The 17,385-nt window shown below is 65.4% G+C and carries 19 protein-coding genes; 9 read left to right on the forward strand and 10 right to left on the reverse strand.

All coding sequences use genetic code 11. The features are described from left to right. The first annotated feature begins 22 nt into the window (after positions 1–22). Positions 23–415: a winged helix-turn-helix domain-containing protein gene (locus RTP54_RS29910; protein ID WP_112816006.1), complete on the forward strand. Its 393-nt coding sequence runs from the start codon at positions 23–25 to the stop codon at positions 413–415. On the opposite strand, the gene modC is transcribed toward RTP54_RS29910, so the two are convergent. The 3 genes from modC to modA form a co-directional block, all read right to left on the reverse strand. Then, positions 390–1,463 (reverse strand): molybdenum ABC transporter ATP-binding protein, encoded by a 1,074-nt coding sequence (gene modC / locus RTP54_RS29915; RefSeq protein WP_112816007.1) that lies wholly within the window; start codon positions 1,461–1,463, stop codon positions 390–392. The two genes, RTP54_RS29910 and modC, sit on opposite strands and share 26 nt — an antisense overlap. Then, on the reverse strand, positions 1,460–2,161 hold the full coding sequence (gene modB, locus RTP54_RS29920) for a molybdate ABC transporter permease subunit (RefSeq protein ID WP_112816008.1): 702 nt from the start codon (positions 2,159–2,161) through the stop codon (positions 1,460–1,462). Before modB ends, modC begins: the two co-directional genes overlap by 4 nt. 100 nt (positions 2,162–2,261) lie before the next feature. Beyond that, positions 2,262–3,053, reverse strand: coding sequence for a molybdate ABC transporter substrate-binding protein (gene modA, locus RTP54_RS29925; protein ID WP_409517235.1), 792 nt, complete (start codon positions 3,051–3,053; stop codon positions 2,262–2,264). 210 nt (positions 3,054–3,263) lie between these two features. Here modA and ung point away from each other — a divergent pair, with 210 nt between their 5' ends. The 6 genes from ung to RTP54_RS29955 all read left to right on the forward strand — a co-directional run bounded on the left by ung (position 3,264) and on the right by RTP54_RS29955 (position 8,547). Then, positions 3,264–3,962, forward strand: coding sequence for a uracil-DNA glycosylase (gene ung, locus RTP54_RS29930; protein ID WP_112816009.1), 699 nt, complete (start codon positions 3,264–3,266; stop codon positions 3,960–3,962). A 157-nt stretch (positions 3,963–4,119) separates the two neighbouring features. After that, positions 4,120–4,890 carry a precorrin-6A synthase (deacetylating) gene (cobF, locus tag RTP54_RS29935; RefSeq protein WP_312367653.1) on the forward strand — a complete coding sequence of 257 codons (771 nt, stop codon included), beginning with the start codon at positions 4,120–4,122 and terminating at the stop codon, positions 4,888–4,890. Positions 4,891–5,025: 135 nt separating this feature from the next. Further along, a complete protein-coding gene (gene cobG, locus RTP54_RS29940; RefSeq protein WP_312367655.1) occupies positions 5,026–6,399 on the forward strand; it encodes a precorrin-3B synthase in 1,374 nt (457 codons plus the stop codon). Between the two features lie 2 nt (positions 6,400–6,401). Further along, positions 6,402–7,034 carry a precorrin-8X methylmutase gene (locus tag RTP54_RS29945; protein WP_112816012.1) on the forward strand — a complete coding sequence of 211 codons (633 nt, stop codon included), beginning with the start codon at positions 6,402–6,404 and terminating at the stop codon, positions 7,032–7,034. Beyond that, positions 7,031–7,786 carry a precorrin-2 C(20)-methyltransferase gene (locus tag RTP54_RS29950; protein WP_112812000.1) on the forward strand — a complete coding sequence of 252 codons (756 nt, stop codon included), beginning with the start codon at positions 7,031–7,033 and terminating at the stop codon, positions 7,784–7,786. The genes RTP54_RS29945 and RTP54_RS29950 overlap by 4 nt, the downstream gene beginning before the upstream one ends. Then, positions 7,783–8,547, forward strand: a complete 765-nt coding sequence (locus RTP54_RS29955; RefSeq protein WP_312367656.1) for a precorrin-3B C(17)-methyltransferase — start codon at positions 7,783–7,785, stop codon at positions 8,545–8,547. Before RTP54_RS29950 ends, RTP54_RS29955 begins: the two co-directional genes overlap by 4 nt. On the opposite strand, the gene RTP54_RS29960 is transcribed toward RTP54_RS29955, so the two are convergent. Further along, entirely contained in the window at positions 8,526–9,311 is a 786-nt protein-coding gene (locus tag RTP54_RS29960) for a cobalt-precorrin-6A reductase (RefSeq protein ID WP_312367657.1), read from the reverse strand. The genes RTP54_RS29955 and RTP54_RS29960 overlap by 22 nt on opposite strands. Between RTP54_RS29960 and cbiE the strand changes: the two genes are divergently transcribed. Both cbiE and cobM read left to right on the forward strand, forming a co-directional pair. Further along, positions 9,280–10,521, forward strand: a complete 1,242-nt coding sequence (gene cbiE / locus RTP54_RS29965; RefSeq protein ID WP_312367658.1) for a precorrin-6y C5,15-methyltransferase (decarboxylating) subunit CbiE — start codon at positions 9,280–9,282, stop codon at positions 10,519–10,521. The two genes, RTP54_RS29960 and cbiE, sit on opposite strands and share 32 nt — an antisense overlap. Positions 10,522–10,611: 90 nt before the next feature. Then, positions 10,612–11,370: a precorrin-4 C(11)-methyltransferase gene (gene cobM / locus RTP54_RS29970; RefSeq protein ID WP_312367659.1), complete on the forward strand. Its 759-nt coding sequence runs from the start codon at positions 10,612–10,614 to the stop codon at positions 11,368–11,370. 2 nt (positions 11,371–11,372) lie between these two features. On the opposite strand, the gene mnhG is transcribed toward cobM, so the two are convergent. Genes mnhG through RTP54_RS30000 form a run of 6 tightly spaced genes read right to left on the reverse strand, consistent with a single transcriptional unit; the run spans position 11,373 to position 17,385 of the window. After that, positions 11,373–11,756, reverse strand: a complete 384-nt coding sequence (gene mnhG / locus RTP54_RS29975; protein WP_112812004.1) for a monovalent cation/H(+) antiporter subunit G — start codon at positions 11,754–11,756, stop codon at positions 11,373–11,375. After that, positions 11,753–12,034 (reverse strand): K+/H+ antiporter subunit F, encoded by a 282-nt coding sequence (locus RTP54_RS29980; RefSeq protein ID WP_112812005.1) that lies wholly within the window; start codon positions 12,032–12,034, stop codon positions 11,753–11,755. The genes mnhG and RTP54_RS29980 overlap by 4 nt, the downstream gene beginning before the upstream one ends. Continuing rightward, positions 12,031–12,516 (reverse strand): Na+/H+ antiporter subunit E, encoded by a 486-nt coding sequence (locus RTP54_RS29985; RefSeq protein ID WP_112812006.1) that lies wholly within the window; start codon positions 12,514–12,516, stop codon positions 12,031–12,033. Before RTP54_RS29985 ends, RTP54_RS29980 begins: the two co-directional genes overlap by 4 nt. A 3-nt stretch (positions 12,517–12,519) precedes the next feature. Next, positions 12,520–14,163, reverse strand: a complete 1,644-nt coding sequence (locus RTP54_RS29990; protein ID WP_162704221.1) for a monovalent cation/H+ antiporter subunit D — start codon at positions 14,161–14,163, stop codon at positions 12,520–12,522. Beyond that, positions 14,132–14,479 carry a Na+/H+ antiporter subunit C gene (locus tag RTP54_RS29995; RefSeq protein WP_112812008.1) on the reverse strand — a complete coding sequence of 116 codons (348 nt, stop codon included), beginning with the start codon at positions 14,477–14,479 and terminating at the stop codon, positions 14,132–14,134. Before RTP54_RS29995 ends, RTP54_RS29990 begins: the two co-directional genes overlap by 32 nt. Then, positions 14,479–17,385, reverse strand: a complete 2,907-nt coding sequence (locus RTP54_RS30000; protein WP_409517233.1) for a monovalent cation/H+ antiporter subunit A — start codon at positions 17,383–17,385, stop codon at positions 14,479–14,481. Before RTP54_RS30000 ends, RTP54_RS29995 begins: the two co-directional genes overlap by 1 nt.

The raw sequence follows: 17,385 nt of genomic DNA on the forward strand, positions 1-17,385 counted from the left end.
CGCAAGCTTCTATGGTTCGCGCATGAACGACCGTCCCGACGACCTCCGTCCCATCCTGCGTATCGATTTTCCGCCCGAGGACCGGCTGGGGCGCGGCAAGATCATGCTTCTGGAGCACATCCGCGAGACGGGATCGATCTCGGCCGCTGGCCGAGCGATGGACATGTCCTACCGCCGGGCCTGGCTGCTGGTCGATGCCTTGAACCGGATGTTCAAGGAGCCGTCGGTCGAGAGCCAGCGCGGCGGCAAACAGGGCGGCGGCGCGGCGCTGACGCCGTTCGGCGAGACGCTGATCCGCCGCTATCGCGAGATGGAGGCGAAGGCGAGGGCGGCGATTGCCGAGGATCTCGCCTGGCTGGACGATGCGCGTGCTCCCGACCAGGCGCCGATCAGCGATCGATCGCCACGGACTTGATGATGACGTGCACGGGCTTGCCGGGTGCGAGCTGAAGCGCATCGCGCGAAAAAGTGGTGATGCGCGAGGCGATCGTCGCGCCGCCGCAATCGACCCGGATGTCGAGGCTGCCGTTTTCGCCATCCGTCAGATCGATGATCCGTCCTGCCAGCACGTTGAGGGCGCTGATGCCTTCAGGGCGAACCGTCGCCAGCATGACGTCGCGCGCGGCAATATGCAGCCGCAAGCCATGGCCGTCTGCGACGTCGATCTTCGGCACCCGCAGGAGACAGTCGCCGACGCGCACCGTCGTCAGGTCATGGGTGCTGTCGTGCATCTCGACCACGCCTTCGAGCAGCACGCCCGCTTCGCGCCGACCGGTGGCGACCGTCGCTGCCGGCGCGCTCAGCACGTCGGCGGCAGCGCCCGATGCCTTCACCCGGCCATCCTCCAGCACCACGACGCGCTGGGCGAGACGAGCGACTTCGCTGACGGAATGGCTGACATAGACGATCGGAATGCCGGCATCGTCGCGCAGGCGTTCGAGATAGGGCAGGATCTCGGCCTTGCGTGCCTCGTCGAGGGCGGCGAGCGGTTCGTCCATCAACAGCAGTCGCGGGGCGGCCAGCAGTGCGCGGCCGATGGCGACGCGTTGGCGTTCGCCGCCCGATAGCGCCGACGGATTGCGCTCCAGCAAATGGCCGATGCCGAGCATCTCGACGACGCGTCCCGTGTCGGCTGCCTTGCCCGATTTGCCGGCGAACCAACGGCCATAGGCAAGGTTGCTGGCAACGCTTAAGTGCGGAAACAGGCGGGCTTCCTGGAAGACGTAACCGAAGCGGCGACGATGCACCGATGTGAAGATCCGCCGCTCGCTGTCGGCTATGATGTCGCCGTCGAGGACCACGCGACCGCTCTCGGGCTTCAGGAGGCCGGCGATGATGTTGATCAGCGAGGTCTTGCCCGAGCCCGAGCGGCCGAACAGCGCGGTGACGCCGCCATCCGACGTGAAGGCGGCATCGACGGTAAAATCGCCGAGCCGGTGGCGTGCTTCGACGACAAGGCTCATGCGGCAATCGTCCGCTTGGCGGCAGCGTTAGCCAGCAGTTCCGAGAGCATCAATGCCGCCATGGAGATGATGACCGAGATAATCGTCAGGCGCATGGCGCCGGCGTCGCCGCCCGGCACCTGGGTAAAGGTGTAGATCGCGGCCGACAGTGTCTGCGTTTCACCGGGAATGTTGGAGACGAAGGTGATCGTCGCGCCGAATTCGCCCATCGCCTTGGCAAAGGCGAGGACCATGCCGGCGATGATGCCCGGCAGGATCAGCGGCAGGGTGACGGTGAAGAACACCCAGAGGGGGCCGGCGCCGAGCGTTGTGGCCGCGTCCTCGAGCTTGCGATCGACCGACTCGATCGACAGCCGGATGCTGCGCACCATCAGAGGAAAGGCCATGACTGCGCAGGCAAGGGCGGCACCGGTCCAGCGGAAGGAAAACACCAGGCCGAAATTCTCGGCCAGAAAGGCGCCGATCGGTCCGCGCCGACCAAACAGCAGCAGCAGCAGGAAGCCGGTCACGACCGGCGGCAGGATCAGCGGCATGTGCACGAGGCCGTTCAGCGCCGTCTTGCCCCAGAAGCGGCCACGCGCGAGCAGCATGGCGACGCCTAGCGCAAAGGGCAGGCTCGCGACCATCGCGACGGTTGCCACGCGCAGGCTCAAAAGGATCGCCGTCCACTCCGCGTCGCTCAACTCCAGCCAATCCAATGTCGTGCCACCCCCGGTCGAAATATCGAGCGCCGCGCGATGTGCGCGGCGCTCGGGAACGATAGATGCTTCGCCTGCTTCTGCACAGGCGAGGCAGCGGTTATTTCAGGATGGTGAAGCCCTGCTTTTCGAAGAGCGGCGCTGCCTTGTCCGACTTGATGAAGTCGACATAGGCGGCCGCGTCGGCGCTCTTGCTCTCCGCGGTGATCGCGATCGGATAGATGATCGGCGGGTGGCTGTCTTCCGGGAAGGTGCCCACGACCTTGACGCCCGGATCGGCCGCAGCGTCGGTCTGGTAGACGATGCCGTAGGGCGCTTCGCCGCGCGAAACGAGCAGCAATGCGGCGCGCACGCTTTCTGCGCCGGCAACCTTCTGTTCGACGCTCGACCAGACGCCGAGCTTTTCAAGGGCGGCCTTGCCGTATTTGCCGGCCGGCACGGAATCAACAGCGCCCATTGCCAGGCGGCCATCGCCGATCAGCGTTGCCAGGTCAAAGCCCTGCTTGATCTCGACCGGCTGCGCGTCGGTCTTGCCCGAGACCAGAACGATGCGGTTGCCGAGCAGGTTGGCGCGGGTGTCGTCCTTGATCAGCTTCTTCTCCGCCAGATAATCCATCCAGGCGAGGTCGGCAGAAATGAAGACATCGGCCGGTGCGCCCTGTTCCACCTGCTTGGCAAGAGCGGAGCTTGCCGCATAGGACACGGTCGTTTCCTTGCCGCTTTCCTTCTGCCACTCGGCGTTGATGGCATCGAGCGCGTTTTTCAGGCTCGCGGCGGCAAAGACGGTGACCTTGTCTTCGGCCATCGCGGCGCCGGGCGCGTATGTCGCGCCGGCAAAGGCGACGCCAAGGGCCAGCACCAGTCCCTTTAGCCATTGTCTGCGTTGCATCATCATTCTTGCCTCCATCAAGTTCGTGATATTTTTCAGGATATAACGATATCTCCTCCTGATTAGCGTTGTATCCATTGAAATACAATGCTGTTGGACGGCGCTAGTAAAAGCCGTGAAACAAGCGGCCCGTCACGCAATTGGTGCTTGCGGCGACGGGCGATCGGCCTAAGTTCCGAGGCGTCCAAGCGCATGAAACGAACCGGAGGCGGCATGGAAACGGCAGTCAAGCTCGAAGAGAGCTGGAAGGCGGCACTGGAGCCGGAATTTTCGAGCCCCTATATGGGCGATCTCAAGCAGTTTCTTGTCAGTGCGCGAAACGAAGGACGGCAGATCTTTCCGCGAGGATCGGAGTATTTCCGTGCCCTCGATCTGACGCCGCTCGACAAGGTGCGCGTCGTCATCCTCGGTCAGGATCCATACCACGGCGACGGCCAGGCGCACGGGCTCTGCTTCAGCGTCCTGCCCGGCGTTCGCACGCCGCCATCGCTCGTCAACATCTACAAGGAACTGAAGAGCGACCTCGGCATTGCGCCGGCCCGCCACGGCTTTCTCGAAAGCTGGGCCAAGCAAGGCGTGTTGCTCCTCAACAGCGTGCTGACGGTCGAGCGCGGGCAGGCGGCCTCCCATCAGGGGCGCGGCTGGGAGCGCTTCACCGACGCGATCATCCGCGCCGTCAACGAGGCGGATCACCCGGTGGTGTTCCTGCTCTGGGGTTCCTACGCGCAGAAGAAGGCGGCCTTCGTCGATCGCTCGCGCCATCTGGTGCTGCGGGCGCCGCACCCCTCGCCGCTCTCGGCCCATTCCGGCTTTCTCGGTTGCCGTCATTTCTCCCAGGCCAATGAATTCCTGGTCTCCAAGGGTTTCGAGCCGATCGACTGGACGCTGCCCGAAAATCCCGAAGCGTCCTAGTTGCCCGCGCGGCGCCATGGCGCCCGCAGCCGGGATGCTGTCGCGGGTGGATCTTGCCTCTCGACCGCCGATCCGCCAAAGACAAGGGCAGGTAGGCCGGCGCGCCGGTTCGAGCGCGCGACGCGCTGCAACACTTTGGTAAACGGCAGGGGCGCCCGTGCGAAAACTTCTGATCATCGGCATCGGCTCCGGCAATCCCGAGCACATGACCATACAGGCGATCAACGCGCTCAACCGCGCCGACGTGCTGTTCATCCCGACAAAGGGCGAGACAAAGACCGAGCTTGCCGAGGTGCGCCGCGAAATCTGCGCGCGCTACGTCACGCGCGAAGGCAACCGCACGGTCGAATTCACCGTGCCGGTCCGCCGCACCGAAGGTGTCAGCTACGACGGCAGCGTCGACGACTGGCACGCCCGCATCGCTGAAATCTACGAGCGCCTGATCGGCAGCGAACTCGGCGAAGACGGCATCGGCGCGTTTCTCGTCTGGGGCGATCCGATGCTCTACGACAGCACCATCCGCATCGTCGAGCGGGTGAAGGCGCGCGGCAAGGTCGTCTTCGACTATGACGTTCTTCCGGGGATCACCAGCTTGCAGGCGCTCTGCGCCAGTCACCGCATTCCCTTGAACCTCGTCGGCAAGCCGGTCGAGATCACCACGGGGCGCCGTCTTGCGGAAAGCTTTCCCGCACGCAGCCAGACCTCGGTCGTGATGCTCGACGGCGAGCAGGCGTTCCGCCGGATCGAGGATCCCGATGCCGAGATCTATTGGGGCGCCTATCTCGGCACGCCGGACGAGATCGTCATTTCCGGTCGTCTTGCCGACGTGAAAGACGAGATCCTGGCGACACGGGCCGAGGCGCGGGCGCGCATGGGGTGGATCATGGATATCTACCTTCTGCGCAAGGGCGCCGATTTCGACGAATAGGCCGTGAGCCCTTGCTGTCGTCCCGGCTTTTCCTGTCGCCTTTGATCTCTCTCAACGTCGGTCACTGTGTTATAGCGTCAGGTGAAGACGAAGCCCTCCTGCGAGGGTGATGCCAGGAGCGACCGAAACCCTCAGATGACCCTTTGCGCCGTGCCGAAACCGCCGACGACTGACGCTGCCGCCTCGATGCGTCGTGGTGCCTGCCCGTCGCTTGCAGCCCCGATGTTGACCGGCGATGGCCTGCTGGTGCGCCTGCGGCCGCTCGATAGCAGTCTGACGCTTGCGCAGTTCTGTGCCATCGCTGAAGCGGCGAACCGTTTTGGCAACGGCATCCTGGAAATTACCGCGCGCGGCAACCTGCAGGTTCGCGGGCTGACAGCGTCGACGGTTCCCGGCCTTGCCGAGGCGATCGGCGCAGCGGAAATCGCGGTTCCGGATGGCCTGGCGATCGAGACGCCGCCGCTTGCCGGCTTCGCCCCGGAAGAGATCGCCGATCCCAGGCCCCTTGCCGCTGCCTTGCGGGAGGCGATCGCGGCGCGACGAGCGCTCCTGACACTGGCGCCGAAGCTCACCATCATCGTTGATGGCGAGGGCCGGTTCCATCTCGGCGATACCGTCGCCGATCTTCGCTTGCAGGCTTTCCGGTGTGGTGAAGATTTCCGGTGGACCCTCTGCCTTGCCGGCACGGCGGCGACGGCGAAGCCCGTCTCGTCGCTTCGAACCGGGGCTGTCGTGCCGGTCGTTATCCGTATTCTCGAGGCCCTGAGCACCATCGGGCCGGCGGCGCGCGGCCGGGACCTCGATATCGAAGCGGTGCGCGCGCTCTGTTCGCCCGACGGCGAGGATATCGGGGTCGCTCCGGCTCCGGCGCCGATGGTTTCGGCGGTCGGCGTGCATCATCTCGCCTCTGGCAGCACCGTTCTCGGCCTCGGGCTTGCCTATGCCCAGATCGACGCCGCCAGCCTCGCCGCCTTTTTGCGACAGGCAGGCGAGCTTGGGGCCCGCGAAATCCGGCTTTCGCCCGGGCACGGCTTTTTCCTGCTGGGACTTGAGGGGGAGGCGGCCGCGATCGTCCAGCGCCTGGCGCTTTCGCATGGCTTGCGGATCGCAGCCGACGACCCGCGAAACCACATTGCCACCTGCGCCGGCAGTACCGGTTGCGCATCCGCCTGGATGGACACAAAGGCGATGGCGCGGCTATGGGTGGAAACGGTGCCGGATCTCCTCGACGGATCGCTGACGCTGCATCTGTCCGGTTGTCTCAAGGGCTGCGCCCGACCGAAGGCGTCGGCGCTGACGCTGGTGGGTGCGCCATCAGGATATGCGCTTGTCGTAAATGGGGCGGCGAAGGACGGCGCGAATGCCTACACCGATGAAAATGGAATGAAATCCGCGCTGGAACGGCTGGCCGGCCTGCTGCGGCAAAACAAAGACGCTGGCGAATCGGCGCGGTCCTGTCTTACACGGCTGGGTGCCGCGCGCGTCTCGGCTGCGTTCGAACAGGGATAGAAATGCCTGAGTATGATTACATCCGGGATGGCAACGCCATCTATGAGCGTTCCTTCGCCATCATCAGGGCAGAAGCCGACCTTTCCGCCTTTTCCGAGGAGGAGGCCGATCTCGCGGTGCGCATGGTGCATGCCTGCGGCCTGGTCGAGGCGTCGAAGCAGTTCGTGTTCTCTCCCGACTTCGTCGCTGCCGCCCGCGGCGCGCTGCAAAACGGCGCACCGATTCTTTGCGATGCGGAGATGGTGGCGCGCGGTGTCACGCGTGCGCGCCTTCCTGCCGGCAACGAGGTGATCTGCACGCTGCGCGATCCGCGCACGCCGGAGCTAGCCGCCGAGATCGGCAATACGCGCTCGGCCGCGGCGCTGAAGCTCTGGGCCGAGCACATGGCCGGCTCGGTCGTTGCCATCGGCAACGCGCCGACGGCGCTGTTCTATCTCCTGGAAATGCTGCGCGACGGCGCGCCGAAGCCGGCGGCGATCATCGGCATGCCGGTCGGCTTCGTCGGCGCGGCGGAATCGAAGGATGCGCTCGCCGAAAACTCCTATGGGGTGCCTTTCGCCATCGTGCGCGGTCGCCTCGGCGGTAGCGCCATGACGGCAGCAGCCCTCAATTCGCTCGCGAGGCCGGGCCTGTGAGCGGGCCGGGTTTGGGCCGGTTGATCGGCGTCGGCACAGGCCCCGGCGATCCGGAGTTGCTGACGGTCAAGGCGGTCAAGGCGCTGGGCGAGGCTGATGTGCTTGCCTATTTCGCCAAGGCGGGACGCAGCGGCAACGGCCGCGCCGTCGTCGAGGGCCTGTTGAAGCCTGGTCTTGTCGAGCTGCCGCTCTACTATCCCGTCACCACCGAGATCGATAAGGACGACGGCGCCTACAAGAGCCAGATCACCGATTTCTACAACGCCTCCGCCGAGGCGGTGGCCGAACACCTTGGCGCCGGCCGCACTGTCGCGGTTCTGAGCGAAGGTGATCCGCTGTTCTACGGCTCCTACATGCACCTGCATGTGCGGCTTGCAGGGCGCTTCCCGGTCGACGTCATTCCGGGCATCACCGCCATGTCCGGCTGCTGGTCGCTCGCCGGCCTGCCGCTGGTGCAGGGCGACGACGTCTTGTCGGTGCTGCCTGGCACCATGGCGGAAGGCGAGCTCGCACGTCGCCTTGCCGATACTGAGGCAGCCGTGATCATGAAGGTCGGGCGCAACCTGCCGAAGATCCGCCGGGCGCTTGCCGCCTCCGGCCGGCTCGACCGCGCCGTCTATGTCGAGCGCGGCACGATGAAGAACGCGGCGATGACCGCACTTGCCGAAAAGCCTGACGACGAGGCACCGTACTTTTCGCTCGTGCTTGTTCCCGGATGGGACGATAGGCCCGGATGGAAGGACAAGCCATGAGCGGCACGCTCTATGTGGTCGGCACCGGCCCCGGCAGTCCCGCGCAGATGACGCCGGAGACGGCCGAGGCCGTCTCGCAGGCGCAGGAATTCTTCGGCTATTTCCCTTATCTCGACCGCCTGAACCTCAGGCCCGACCAGCTCCGCATCGCCTCCGACAATCGCGAGGAACTCGACCGCGCCCAGGCGGCGCTGACGCGCGCTGCGGCCGGCGCCAGGGTCTGCATGGTCTCGGGCGGCGATCCCGGCGTGTTTGCGATGGCGGCTGCCGTCTGCGAGGCGATCGACAAGGGGCCGGCGGAGTGGAAGACGGTCGATCTGGTGGTGACGCCGGGCGTGACCGCCATGCTTGCGGTCGCCGCACGCATCGGCGCGCCACTCGGCCATGATTTCTGCGCCATCTCGCTGTCCGACAACCTGAAGCCCTGGGATGTCATCACCAAGCGGTTGAAGCTCGTGGCGGAAGCCGGTTTGGTGATCGCGCTCTACAATCCGATCAGCAAGGCGCGGCCCTGGCAACTCGGCGAAGCATTCGAGATCCTGCGTGGCGTGCTGCCGGCGTCGGTACCGGTGATCTTCGGTCGCGCCGCAGGCCGGCCGGACGAGCGCATCGCCGTGATGCCGCTCGGTGAGGCCGACGCCAACCGCGCCGACATGGCGACCTGCGTCATCATCGGTTCTCCGGAAACGCGCATCGTCGAACGCGAGGGAAAGCCGGACCTGGTCTACACGCCGCGCTTCTACGCCGGAGACAACCAGTGATCGATGCGTTCGAGCGCGGTTTCGCAATCGCTGACCGACGGTACGTCGGCGGGCTTGCGGCGCTCGACCATGATCACCGTGATCCCGAGTTTGCGGGCAGCGGCAATCTTTCCATAGGTCGCGGCTCCGCCGCTGTTCTTGCCGACGATCACGTCGATACGATGCGCCTTCAGCAGGTCGATCTCGTCCGTTTCAGCGAAGGGGCCGGTGGCAAGGATCGCCGTCGCATCGGGCAGTTTCAAGGGCGGCGTCACCGGATCGACGCTGCGGATGACGTAGCTGTGCTGCGGGGCTGCCTCGAAATGAAAGGCTTCCTGCCGGCCGATGGCGAGAAAGACGCGGCGCGGCATTTCGCCAAGCGCGGTCACCGCCTCGGCGACGCTGCCGACACCGGTCCAGTTGTCGCCGGGTTCCGCCTGCCACTCCGGGCGTCGAAGGGCGAGAAGGCGTACGTGCGCGGCCATTGCCGCGGCGGCAGCGTTGTGCGAAATCCGGGCGGCGAAGGGATGCGTCGCGTCGACGACCAGCGCAACCTTTTCCGCAATGAGGAAGTCCGCAAGTCCCTCGGCTCCGCCAAAACCACCGACCCGGGTCTCGACCGGTTGCGGGCGCGGGTCGGCCGTGCGGCCGGCAAGCGAGATCACGGTGTTGTAACGCGTGTCGCCGGCAAGGCCGGATGCCAGTTCGCGGGCCTCGGTTGTCCCGCCCAAAATGAGAATGCGAGGTTTTTCCATGGCTGAGGTGTCGAACAGCGATCCGGCCATCGTCTCCCCCTGGTTGACCATCATCGGCATAGGCGAGGATGGTGTAGCCGGTCTCGGCGACGAGGCCAAGCGGCTGATAGCGGCTGCGCCTGTCGTCTATGGCGGCGCTCGCCACATGGAGTTGACCCAATCGCTGATCAAGGGCGAGGGCCGCGTGTGGCAGAGCCCCTTCGGCCGGTCGGTCGAGGAGATCGTTGCACGCCGTGGCACGCCTGTCGTCGTGCTCGCCTCGGGCGACCCGTTCTTCTTCGGCGTCGGCGCCACGCTTGCACGCCGCGTTGTTGCGGCGGAGATCCGCACCCTTCCGGCCCCTTCCTCCTTCAGCCTTGCCGCCTCGCGGCTCGGCTGGGCGCTGCAGGAGGCGACGCTCGTTTCACTCCATGGCCGGCCGCTCGATCTGGTGCGCCCGCATCTTCAGCCGGGCAACCGGGTGCTGGCGCTGACCTCTGACGGGACCGGACCGAAGGCGCTCGCCGAGCTGTTGACGGAAAGCGGGTTTGGTCAGTCGCGGCTGACGGTTCTGGAGGCGCTGGGCGGTGCCGGCGAACGGGTGACCACGCAGATCGCCTCGCTCTTCATGCTCGGTGTCGTGCACCCGCTCAACGTCTGCGCCATCGAGGTGGCCGCCGACCGGGGCGGCCGCGTGCTGCCGCTATCTGCCGGGCGCGACGATCTGCTGTTCGAGCACGATGGGCAGATCACCAAGCGGGAGGTGCGGGCGCTGACGCTGTCGGCGCTTTCGCCGCGCAAGGGCGAGCTGCTCTGGGATATCGGTGCCGGCTCCGGCTCGATTGGTATCGAATGGATGCTCGCCGATCCGGCCATGCGGGCGATCGCCATCGAGGCTTCGCCCGAGCGCGCGGTCCGCGTCGGCCGCAATGCCGAGGCCTTCGGCGTGCCCGGCCTGATGGTCGTTCAGGGCAAGGCGCCGGCGGCACTCACAGGTCTTTCGCGCCCCGACGCGATCTTCATCGGCGGCGGCGGCAGCGAGCCGGGCGTCATGGATGCGGCGGTCGCTGCACTCGGCGAGGGTGGCCGGCTGGTCGCCAATGCCGTGACGACAGAGATGGAAGCGGTGCTGCTGCAACGCCACGCCAAGCTCGGCGGATCGCTCATCCGCATCGATATTGCCCGGGCGCTGCCGATCGGCGGCATGACGGGCTGGCGGCCGGCGATGCCGGTCACGCAATGGTCGTGGACGAAGAGCTAGCGCTGTTCTGCGTTCGGACTTGCAAGGGACAGAAGATTGGCGCGGTTGACGCATTTGCGTGAACGGCACCTGGAAAGTGCGGAGAAACACATGACGGTACATTTCATCGGCGCTGGCCCTGGGGCTGCGGATCTGATCACGGTTCGCGGTCGCGACCTGATCGGGCGTTGCCCGGTCTGCCTCTACGCCGGATCGATCGTCTCGCCGGAACTCCTGCAATATTGCCCGCCCGGCGCGCGCATCGTCGATACCGCGCCGATGTCGCTGGACGAGATCGAGGCCGAATATCTGCGCGCTCATGAAGCTGGCGAGGACGTGGCTCGCCTGCATTCCGGCGATCTCTCCGTCTGGAGCGCGGTTGCCGAGCAGATCCGTCGGCTGGAGAAACACGGCATCGGCTACACCATGACGCCGGGCGTTCCGTCCTTCGCGGCCGCTGCCGCAGCACTCGGCCGCGAATTGACCATTCCGGCCGTCGCCCAGAGCCTGGTGCTGACGCGCGTTTCCGGTCGCGCCTCGCCGATGCCGAACACCGAAACGCTGGCCGGCTTCGGCGCCACCGGCGCAACACTTGCCATCCATCTGGCCATCCATGCCCTCGATAAGGTGGTCGAGGAACTGACGCCGCTCTATGGCGCCGAATGCCCCGTCGCCATCGTCGTCAAGGCGTCTTGGCCCGATGAGCGGATCGTGCGCGGCACGCTCGGCACGATCGCCGGAAAGGTTGCCGACGAGCCTATCGAGCGCACGGCGCTGATCTTTGTCGGTCCGGGGCTCGAAGCTGCGGATTTCCGCGAAAGCTCGCTTTACGATCCCGCCTATCAGCGGCGGTTCAGAGGGCGCGAGTAGCCTTATTCCTTGCCGTCTTCCGGCGTCTCGACAGGAAGCGGCTTCTGCTTCAGCGGCACGCCACGGCGTTCCTCGACGCGGTCACGGTAAAGTGCGGCCTGGCCGAGCAGCATCAGTGTGACCGGCGTGGTCATGATGACGAAGACGATGATCAGGACTTCGTGGAACACCCAACGGTTCTGCAGCACGGCAAAGCAGACCATGGAGGCCGTGCAGATCAGGATGACGCCGCCACTGGTGGCGAGCGTCGGGGCATGCAGGCGAGTGTAAAAGTCCGGCAGCCGCAGCAGGCCCAGCGAGCCGACAAGGGCGATAGCGGCACCGAGAAGAACGAGCCCGCAGACAATGACGGCGGCCCAGGTCGGAAGGTCGGTCAGATGGCTCATTCGATCACCTCCCCGCGCATCAGGAACTTGCCGAAGGCGATCGACGAGACGAAGCCGATCAGCGCCACGATCAACGCGGATTCGAAATAGATGCTGTTGGCGGTGCGGATACCGAAGGTCAGCAGCATCAGCATGGCGTTGATATAGAGCGTATCCAGGCCGAGAATGCGGTCCTGGGCGCGCGGTCCCTTGATCATACGGTAGAGCGCAAACGCCATGGCAAGCCCGATCATGATCTGGGCTGCGAGAATCGACCAGATGATGGCGAGTACCGTCATGCGAACATCTCCTTCAAACCGGCCTCATAGCGCTTCACCGTGTTGATCCAGACCTCTTCGTTCTCCATGTCGAGCACGTGGAAAAGCAGCGATTTCCGGCCGCGATCATATTCGAGCCAGGCCGTTCCGGGGGTCGCGGTCATGATGCAGGCGAGAAGCGCCAGCGCGTTCTCATCCTCGATGTCGATATCGACCGTCAGGAAGCCGGAATTTGGCGCACGGCGGCCGGCGCGCAGGATGACGAGGGCGACCGCTATATTCGAGCGGATGACGTCGACGAACACGCTGGCACCGAAGCGCAGCATCAGCAGGATGCGGCGCGGATGCGAGCGGGCCGGCGTCAGCTTCAGGGTCACCCAGGCGAGCGACACGCCGAGGATCGTGCCCATGACGATGGTGCCGGGAGCGACCGACTGGTTCAGCAGCATCCAGATGATGAGGAGGCCGAGCGACAGAAGCGGATAGGGGAACCAGGTGCGCATCGGCTACTGCCCTCCCATGCGCGGTGCCGTCAGCACGCGCTCCGTATAGCCCGATGGGTTGAGCAGCGAATCCGCGGTTGCCTGCATGTAGCGCATCGTCGGGCCCGCCTGCAGGCTCAGGAAGATGCAGGCGCCGAGCAGCACCACCACCGGCGCGATCTCGATGACGAAGACCCGCGGCACGGTGTTTTCGATCGAGGCCCAGAAGGTGCGGATGCCAACGCGGTTCATCGCGATCATGGCGGAAAGGCCCGACAGGATCAGCAGGGTGACGTAGGTCCAGTCGGCGGCCGAAAGCGCCGGGCTCGGCTCGGCGCCGGAGAGGCCGAAGAGACCGCTGAGGATCGCGAACTTGGCAACGAAACCGGAAAGCGGCGGCAGGCCGGCGAGCAGAAGGGCGCAGAGGCAGAAGCAGAGGCCGAGCACCGCCATGGTGCCGGGGATGGCAGCGCCCGCTTCATCGACTTCCTCATCCTCGTCGGCGTCACCATAGGCCTCCATCGTCACCGCCAGAACGTCGGCACCGGCGTCGCGGCCGCGCTCAACCAGTTCGATCAGCAGGAAGAAGGCCGAGATCGTCAGCGTCGAGCTGACGAGGTAGAACAGCGCGCCGGCAATCATGCTCGAATGCCCAAGGCCGATCGCCGCCAGCAACGTGCCCGAGGAGACGAGGACCGAATAGGCCGCAAGCCGACCCATGGCCTGGGAGGCGAGCACGCCGATCGCGCCGAAGGCGATCGTCAGCATTCCGCCGATCACCAGCAGCGTCTGGCCGAAGCCCGCTGAAACGCCGGCATTGGCACCGAAGACGAGCAGCGACAGGCGCAGGATGACGTAGATGCCGACCTTGGTCAGCACGGCGAAGACGGCTGCTACCGGCGGCGTTGCCGCGGAATAGGCGGTCGGTAGCCAGAAACTCAAGGGCCACATGCCGGCCTTGACCAGGAAGGCGACGCCAAGGATGCCGGCGCCGACTTCGACCATCTGCCGGTTTTCCGGCGAGATCGTCGCAAGCTTGATGGCCAGGTCGGCCATGTTGAGCGTGCCGGTCGCGCCATAGATCAGGCTGACGCCGATCAGGAACAGCGACGACGCCGCAAGGTTGATGGCGACGTAGTGCAGCCCGGCCTTGACGCGCAGCGGACCGGAACCGTGCAGCAGGAGGCCATAGGATGCCGCCAGCATGATCTCGAAGAAGACGAAGAGATTGAACAGGTCGCCGGTCAGGAACGCGCCATTGAGGCCGGCGATCAGAAGCTGGAACAGCGAGTGGAAGTGATGGCCGGCGGTGTGCCAGCGGGCGATGGAATAGACCTGGGCTGCGAGCGCCAGTCCGCTCGTCAGGCACAGCATGAGCGCCGACAGCCGGTCGAGCACCAGCACGATGCCGAAGGGTGCCGGCCAGTTGCCGAGCTGGTAGACGCTGGTGCCGGCGAGAAAGCCCTCGGTCGATGCGCTCGCGCGCATCAGCGCCATGGAAAGCAGGAATAGGACGAGCGTCGAGACGAAGCCCATGACGCCCTTGGCCATGCGGTTGCGTTCGTCGATCGGGATCATCGCCGCGCCCACCATCAACGGTATGAGGATGGGCAGGATGATGAGGTGGTGCAGCCAATCAGTCACTGCGCTGCTCCCTTCCGTCGACATGGTCGGTGCCGGTGAAGCCGCGCGAGGCGAGCAGCACGACGAGGAAGAGCGCCGTCATGGCAAAGCCGATGACGATGGCGGTCAGCACCAGTGCCTGCGGCACCGGATCGGTATAGCGCGATAGATCGCCGACGCCGCCGGGCTCGAGAATGGGAGGCGCGTTTACGCGCAGCCGGCCCATGCCGAAGATGAAGAGATTGACGGCATAGGAGAGCAGCGACAGGCCGATGATCACCTGATAGGTGCGCGGCCGGAGCAGCAGGTACACGCCTGAGGCGGTGAGCACGCCGATGGCGGCAGACAGGATGAGCTCCATTATTTCGCCTCCTTCGCGGCGCGAAGGGCGCGGGCATGGGCACGCGGCGCGCGGATGGACTGGTGCGCGAGCGCAATCAGGATGAGCACCGTCGCTCCGACCACCAGCGAGAAGACGCCGAGATCGAAGAAGATCGCGCTTGCGAGCGGGATCTTCCCGATGATCGGCAAGGTGAGGTACTGCGCGTGCGACGTCAGGAACGGATAGCCGAACAGCCATGAGCCGATGCCCGTTGCCGCAGCAACGAGGATGCCGATGCTCATCCAGCGCAGCGGGTGGATGCGCAGACGTTCCTCGACCCAGCGGGTGCCGCCGGACATGTACTGCAGGATGAAGCCGATCGACATGGCGATACCGGCGGCAAAGCCGCCGCCCGGCAGGTCATGGCCGCGCAGGAAGAAATAGGCCGCCAGCATGCCGCTGACCGGGAACATCCAGCGCATGATCACCGATGGCACGAACAGATATTCGGCGACGCTGTCGCCCTTGGCGCGGTCGGGGTGATCGTCGTCGAAGGCGTTCTGGACCTGCTGCTGTTCCGGCGCCTCCAGGCTGTCGGCCTGCGGGCGGAAGCGCAGCAGCAGCGCGAACACGGTCAGCGCCACGATCGCGAGCACCGCGATTTCACCGAGCGTGTCGAAGCCGCGGAAGTCGACGAGGATGACATTGACGACGTTGGTGCCGCCGCCTTCCTTGTAGGCGCGCTCGAGGAAATAGCTGGCGATCGTTTCCGGCATCGGCCGGGTCATCACCGTATAGGCGATCAGCGCCACGCCGCCACCGGCCACGATCGCCAGCACGAAGTCGCGCAGGCGCCGCAGACGGACGCGTAGCGACAGGAGTTCGGATTCCTGCGTATCCTCGATGCGCTTTGGCAGCCAGCGCAGGCCGAGCAGGATCAGGACCGTGGTGACGATCTCGACGAGCAACTGGGTAACGGCAAGGTCGGGCGCCGACAGCCAGACGAAGGTGATGCAGGTGACGAGACCGGCGCCGCCCAGAAGCACCAGCGCTGCCAGCCGGTGGAATTTCGCCTGATAGGCGGCCCCGACAGCGCAGGCGATGCCGATCGCCCAGAGAAGCGCGAAGGCCGGATCGATGCCACGCACCACAAGTGCCGGCAGTCGGTAGTGATTGAGCAAGAGCGGCAAGGCGCCGGCGAGGATCGCGACGAAGACGAGGAAGCGCATCTGCGGCTGCAGCCGACGGGTGCCGAGCCGCTGTTCGAGCCAGCGCGCCCATTTCCACGAGAGCGTCACCAGCACGCGCTCGAAGATGCGCTGGCCGTGCAGCAGGCGGAAGACCGGCGGGCCTTCGGTGCTGGTCGCGAGATAGTTGCGCATCAGGAAATAGAGACCGATGCCGCCGAGAAGCGCCACGAAGCTCATGATCAGCGGCAGGTTCCAGCCATGCCAGACCGAAAGGCTGTATTGCGGCGTGCTGGCACCGAGGACCGATACGACGGCGGTGTGCAGGAACGGGCCGATGGTGATCGCAGGGATGATGCCGACGACGAGGCAGGCGAGCACCAGAAACTCGATCGGCGCGCGCATCCAGCGCGGCGGCTCGTGCGGGATCTTCGGCATGTCGCTCGGTGTCTTGCCGAAGAAGACGCTGTGAATGAAGCGCAATGAGTAGGTGACGGCAAACATGCCCGCAAGCGTCGCGACATAGGGCGTGATCGTATCGAGCAGATTGGCCTGATGCGTCTCGATCGCCTCTGCGAAGAACATTTCCTTGGAGATGAAGCCGTTCAACAACGGCACGCCCGCCATGGCGGCGCTTGCGACCATGGCCAGCATGGCGGTGCCGGGCATGTAGCGTATCAATCCGCCGAGCTTGCGCATGTCGCGGGTGCCGGTTTCATGGTCGATGATGCCGGCCGCCATGAACAGCGATGCCTTGAAGGTGGCGTGATTGACGATGTGGAAGACCGCGGCGACGGCAGCCAGCGGGCTGCCGAGGCTGAGCAGCACCGTGATCAAACCGAGGTGGCTGATGGTCGAATAGGCGAGCAGCCCCTTCAGGTCCTGCTGGAAGATGGCGAAATAGGCGCCGAGAAGCAGCGTCGTCAGCCCGGCGAGGCCGACGATCCAGAACCAAGCTTCGGTGCCGGCCATGACCGGCCAGAATCGCACGAGCAGGAACACGCCTGCCTTCACCATCGTCGCCGAATGCAGATAGGCCGAAACGGGGGTGGGCGCCGCCATGGCGTGCGGCAGCCAGAAATGGAACGGAAACTGGGCGCTCTTGGTCAAGGCTCCAAGAAGAATGAGGACCAGGGTTGCCAGATAGAGCGGGTGTTCGCGGATCATGTCGCCGGAGGCGAGCACGACGTCGAGGTCATAGCTGCCGACGATCCGGCCCATGATCAACAGGCCGACGAGCATGCAGAGCCCGCCCATGCCGGTCATCGTCAGCGCCATGCGCGCGCCGTCGCGGGCGTGGGCGTTATGGTGCCAATAGCCGATGAGCAGGAAGGAGACGATGCTTGTCAGCTCCCAGAAGACCGCAAGCAGGATCAGATTGCCGGAAAGCACGACGCCGAGCATCGACCCCATGAAGGCAAGGAACAGGGAGAAGAAGCGCGGGACCGGATCCTCGGCCGCCATGTAATAGCGGGCGTAGAGCACGACGAGCACGCCGATCGCCGTCACCAGCACCGTGAACAGCCAGGCAAAGCCGTCCATCCTCAAGGTGAAATTGAGACCGAGCTCCGGTATCCAGGCCAGTTCGTAGCGCAGGACCCCGCCTGATGTCACGAAAGGATAGAGACAGGCTGCAACCAGGAAGCAGAGAAGCGCGATCGCGCCTGCGAACCAGGCCGTTGCGCCGCGTTGATCGGGCGGAAAGAAGATTGCAATGAGGCTTCCCGCGAACGGGGCTAGGATGAAGACAGAAAGCAA

It is taken from the genome of Ensifer sp. (genome assembly GCF_031989085.1).
Taxonomy (GTDB): domain Bacteria; phylum Pseudomonadota; class Alphaproteobacteria; order Rhizobiales; family Rhizobiaceae; genus Ensifer.

Bases quoted from the DNA above. Each gene is read 5' to 3' on its own strand.
- RTP54_RS29910 (WP_112816006.1), top strand. From the start codon at position 23: ATGAACGACCGTCCCGACGACCTCCGTCCCATCCTGCGTATCGATTTT.
- modC (WP_112816007.1), bottom strand. From the start codon at position 1,463: ATGAGCCTTGTCGTCGAAGCACGCCACCGGCTCGGCGATTTTACCGTC.
- modA (WP_409517235.1), bottom strand. From the start codon at position 3,053: ATGATGCAACGCAGACAATGGCTAAAGGGACTGGTGCTGGCCCTTGGC.
- ung (WP_112816009.1), top strand. From the start codon at position 3,264: ATGGAAACGGCAGTCAAGCTCGAAGAGAGCTGGAAGGCGGCACTGGAG.
- cobG (WP_312367655.1), top strand. From the start codon at position 5,026: ATGACCCTTTGCGCCGTGCCGAAACCGCCGACGACTGACGCTGCCGCC.
- RTP54_RS29945 (WP_112816012.1), top strand. From the start codon at position 6,402: ATGCCTGAGTATGATTACATCCGGGATGGCAACGCCATCTATGAGCGT.
- RTP54_RS29955 (WP_312367656.1), top strand. From the start codon at position 7,783: ATGAGCGGCACGCTCTATGTGGTCGGCACCGGCCCCGGCAGTCCCGCG.
- cbiE (WP_312367658.1), top strand. From the start codon at position 9,280: ATGGCTGAGGTGTCGAACAGCGATCCGGCCATCGTCTCCCCCTGGTTG.
- RTP54_RS29960 (WP_312367657.1), bottom strand. From the start codon at position 9,311: ATGGCCGGATCGCTGTTCGACACCTCAGCCATGGAAAAACCTCGCATT.
- cobM (WP_312367659.1), top strand. From the start codon at position 10,612: ATGACGGTACATTTCATCGGCGCTGGCCCTGGGGCTGCGGATCTGATC.
- mnhG (WP_112812004.1), bottom strand. From the start codon at position 11,756: ATGAGCCATCTGACCGACCTTCCGACCTGGGCCGCCGTCATTGTCTGC.
- RTP54_RS29980 (WP_112812005.1), bottom strand. From the start codon at position 12,034: ATGACGGTACTCGCCATCATCTGGTCGATTCTCGCAGCCCAGATCATG.
- RTP54_RS29985 (WP_112812006.1), bottom strand. From the start codon at position 12,516: ATGCGCACCTGGTTCCCCTATCCGCTTCTGTCGCTCGGCCTCCTCATC.
- RTP54_RS29990 (WP_162704221.1), bottom strand. From the start codon at position 14,163: ATGTCGACGGAAGGGAGCAGCGCAGTGACTGATTGGCTGCACCACCTC.
- RTP54_RS29995 (WP_112812008.1), bottom strand. From the start codon at position 14,479: ATGGAGCTCATCCTGTCTGCCGCCATCGGCGTGCTCACCGCCTCAGGC.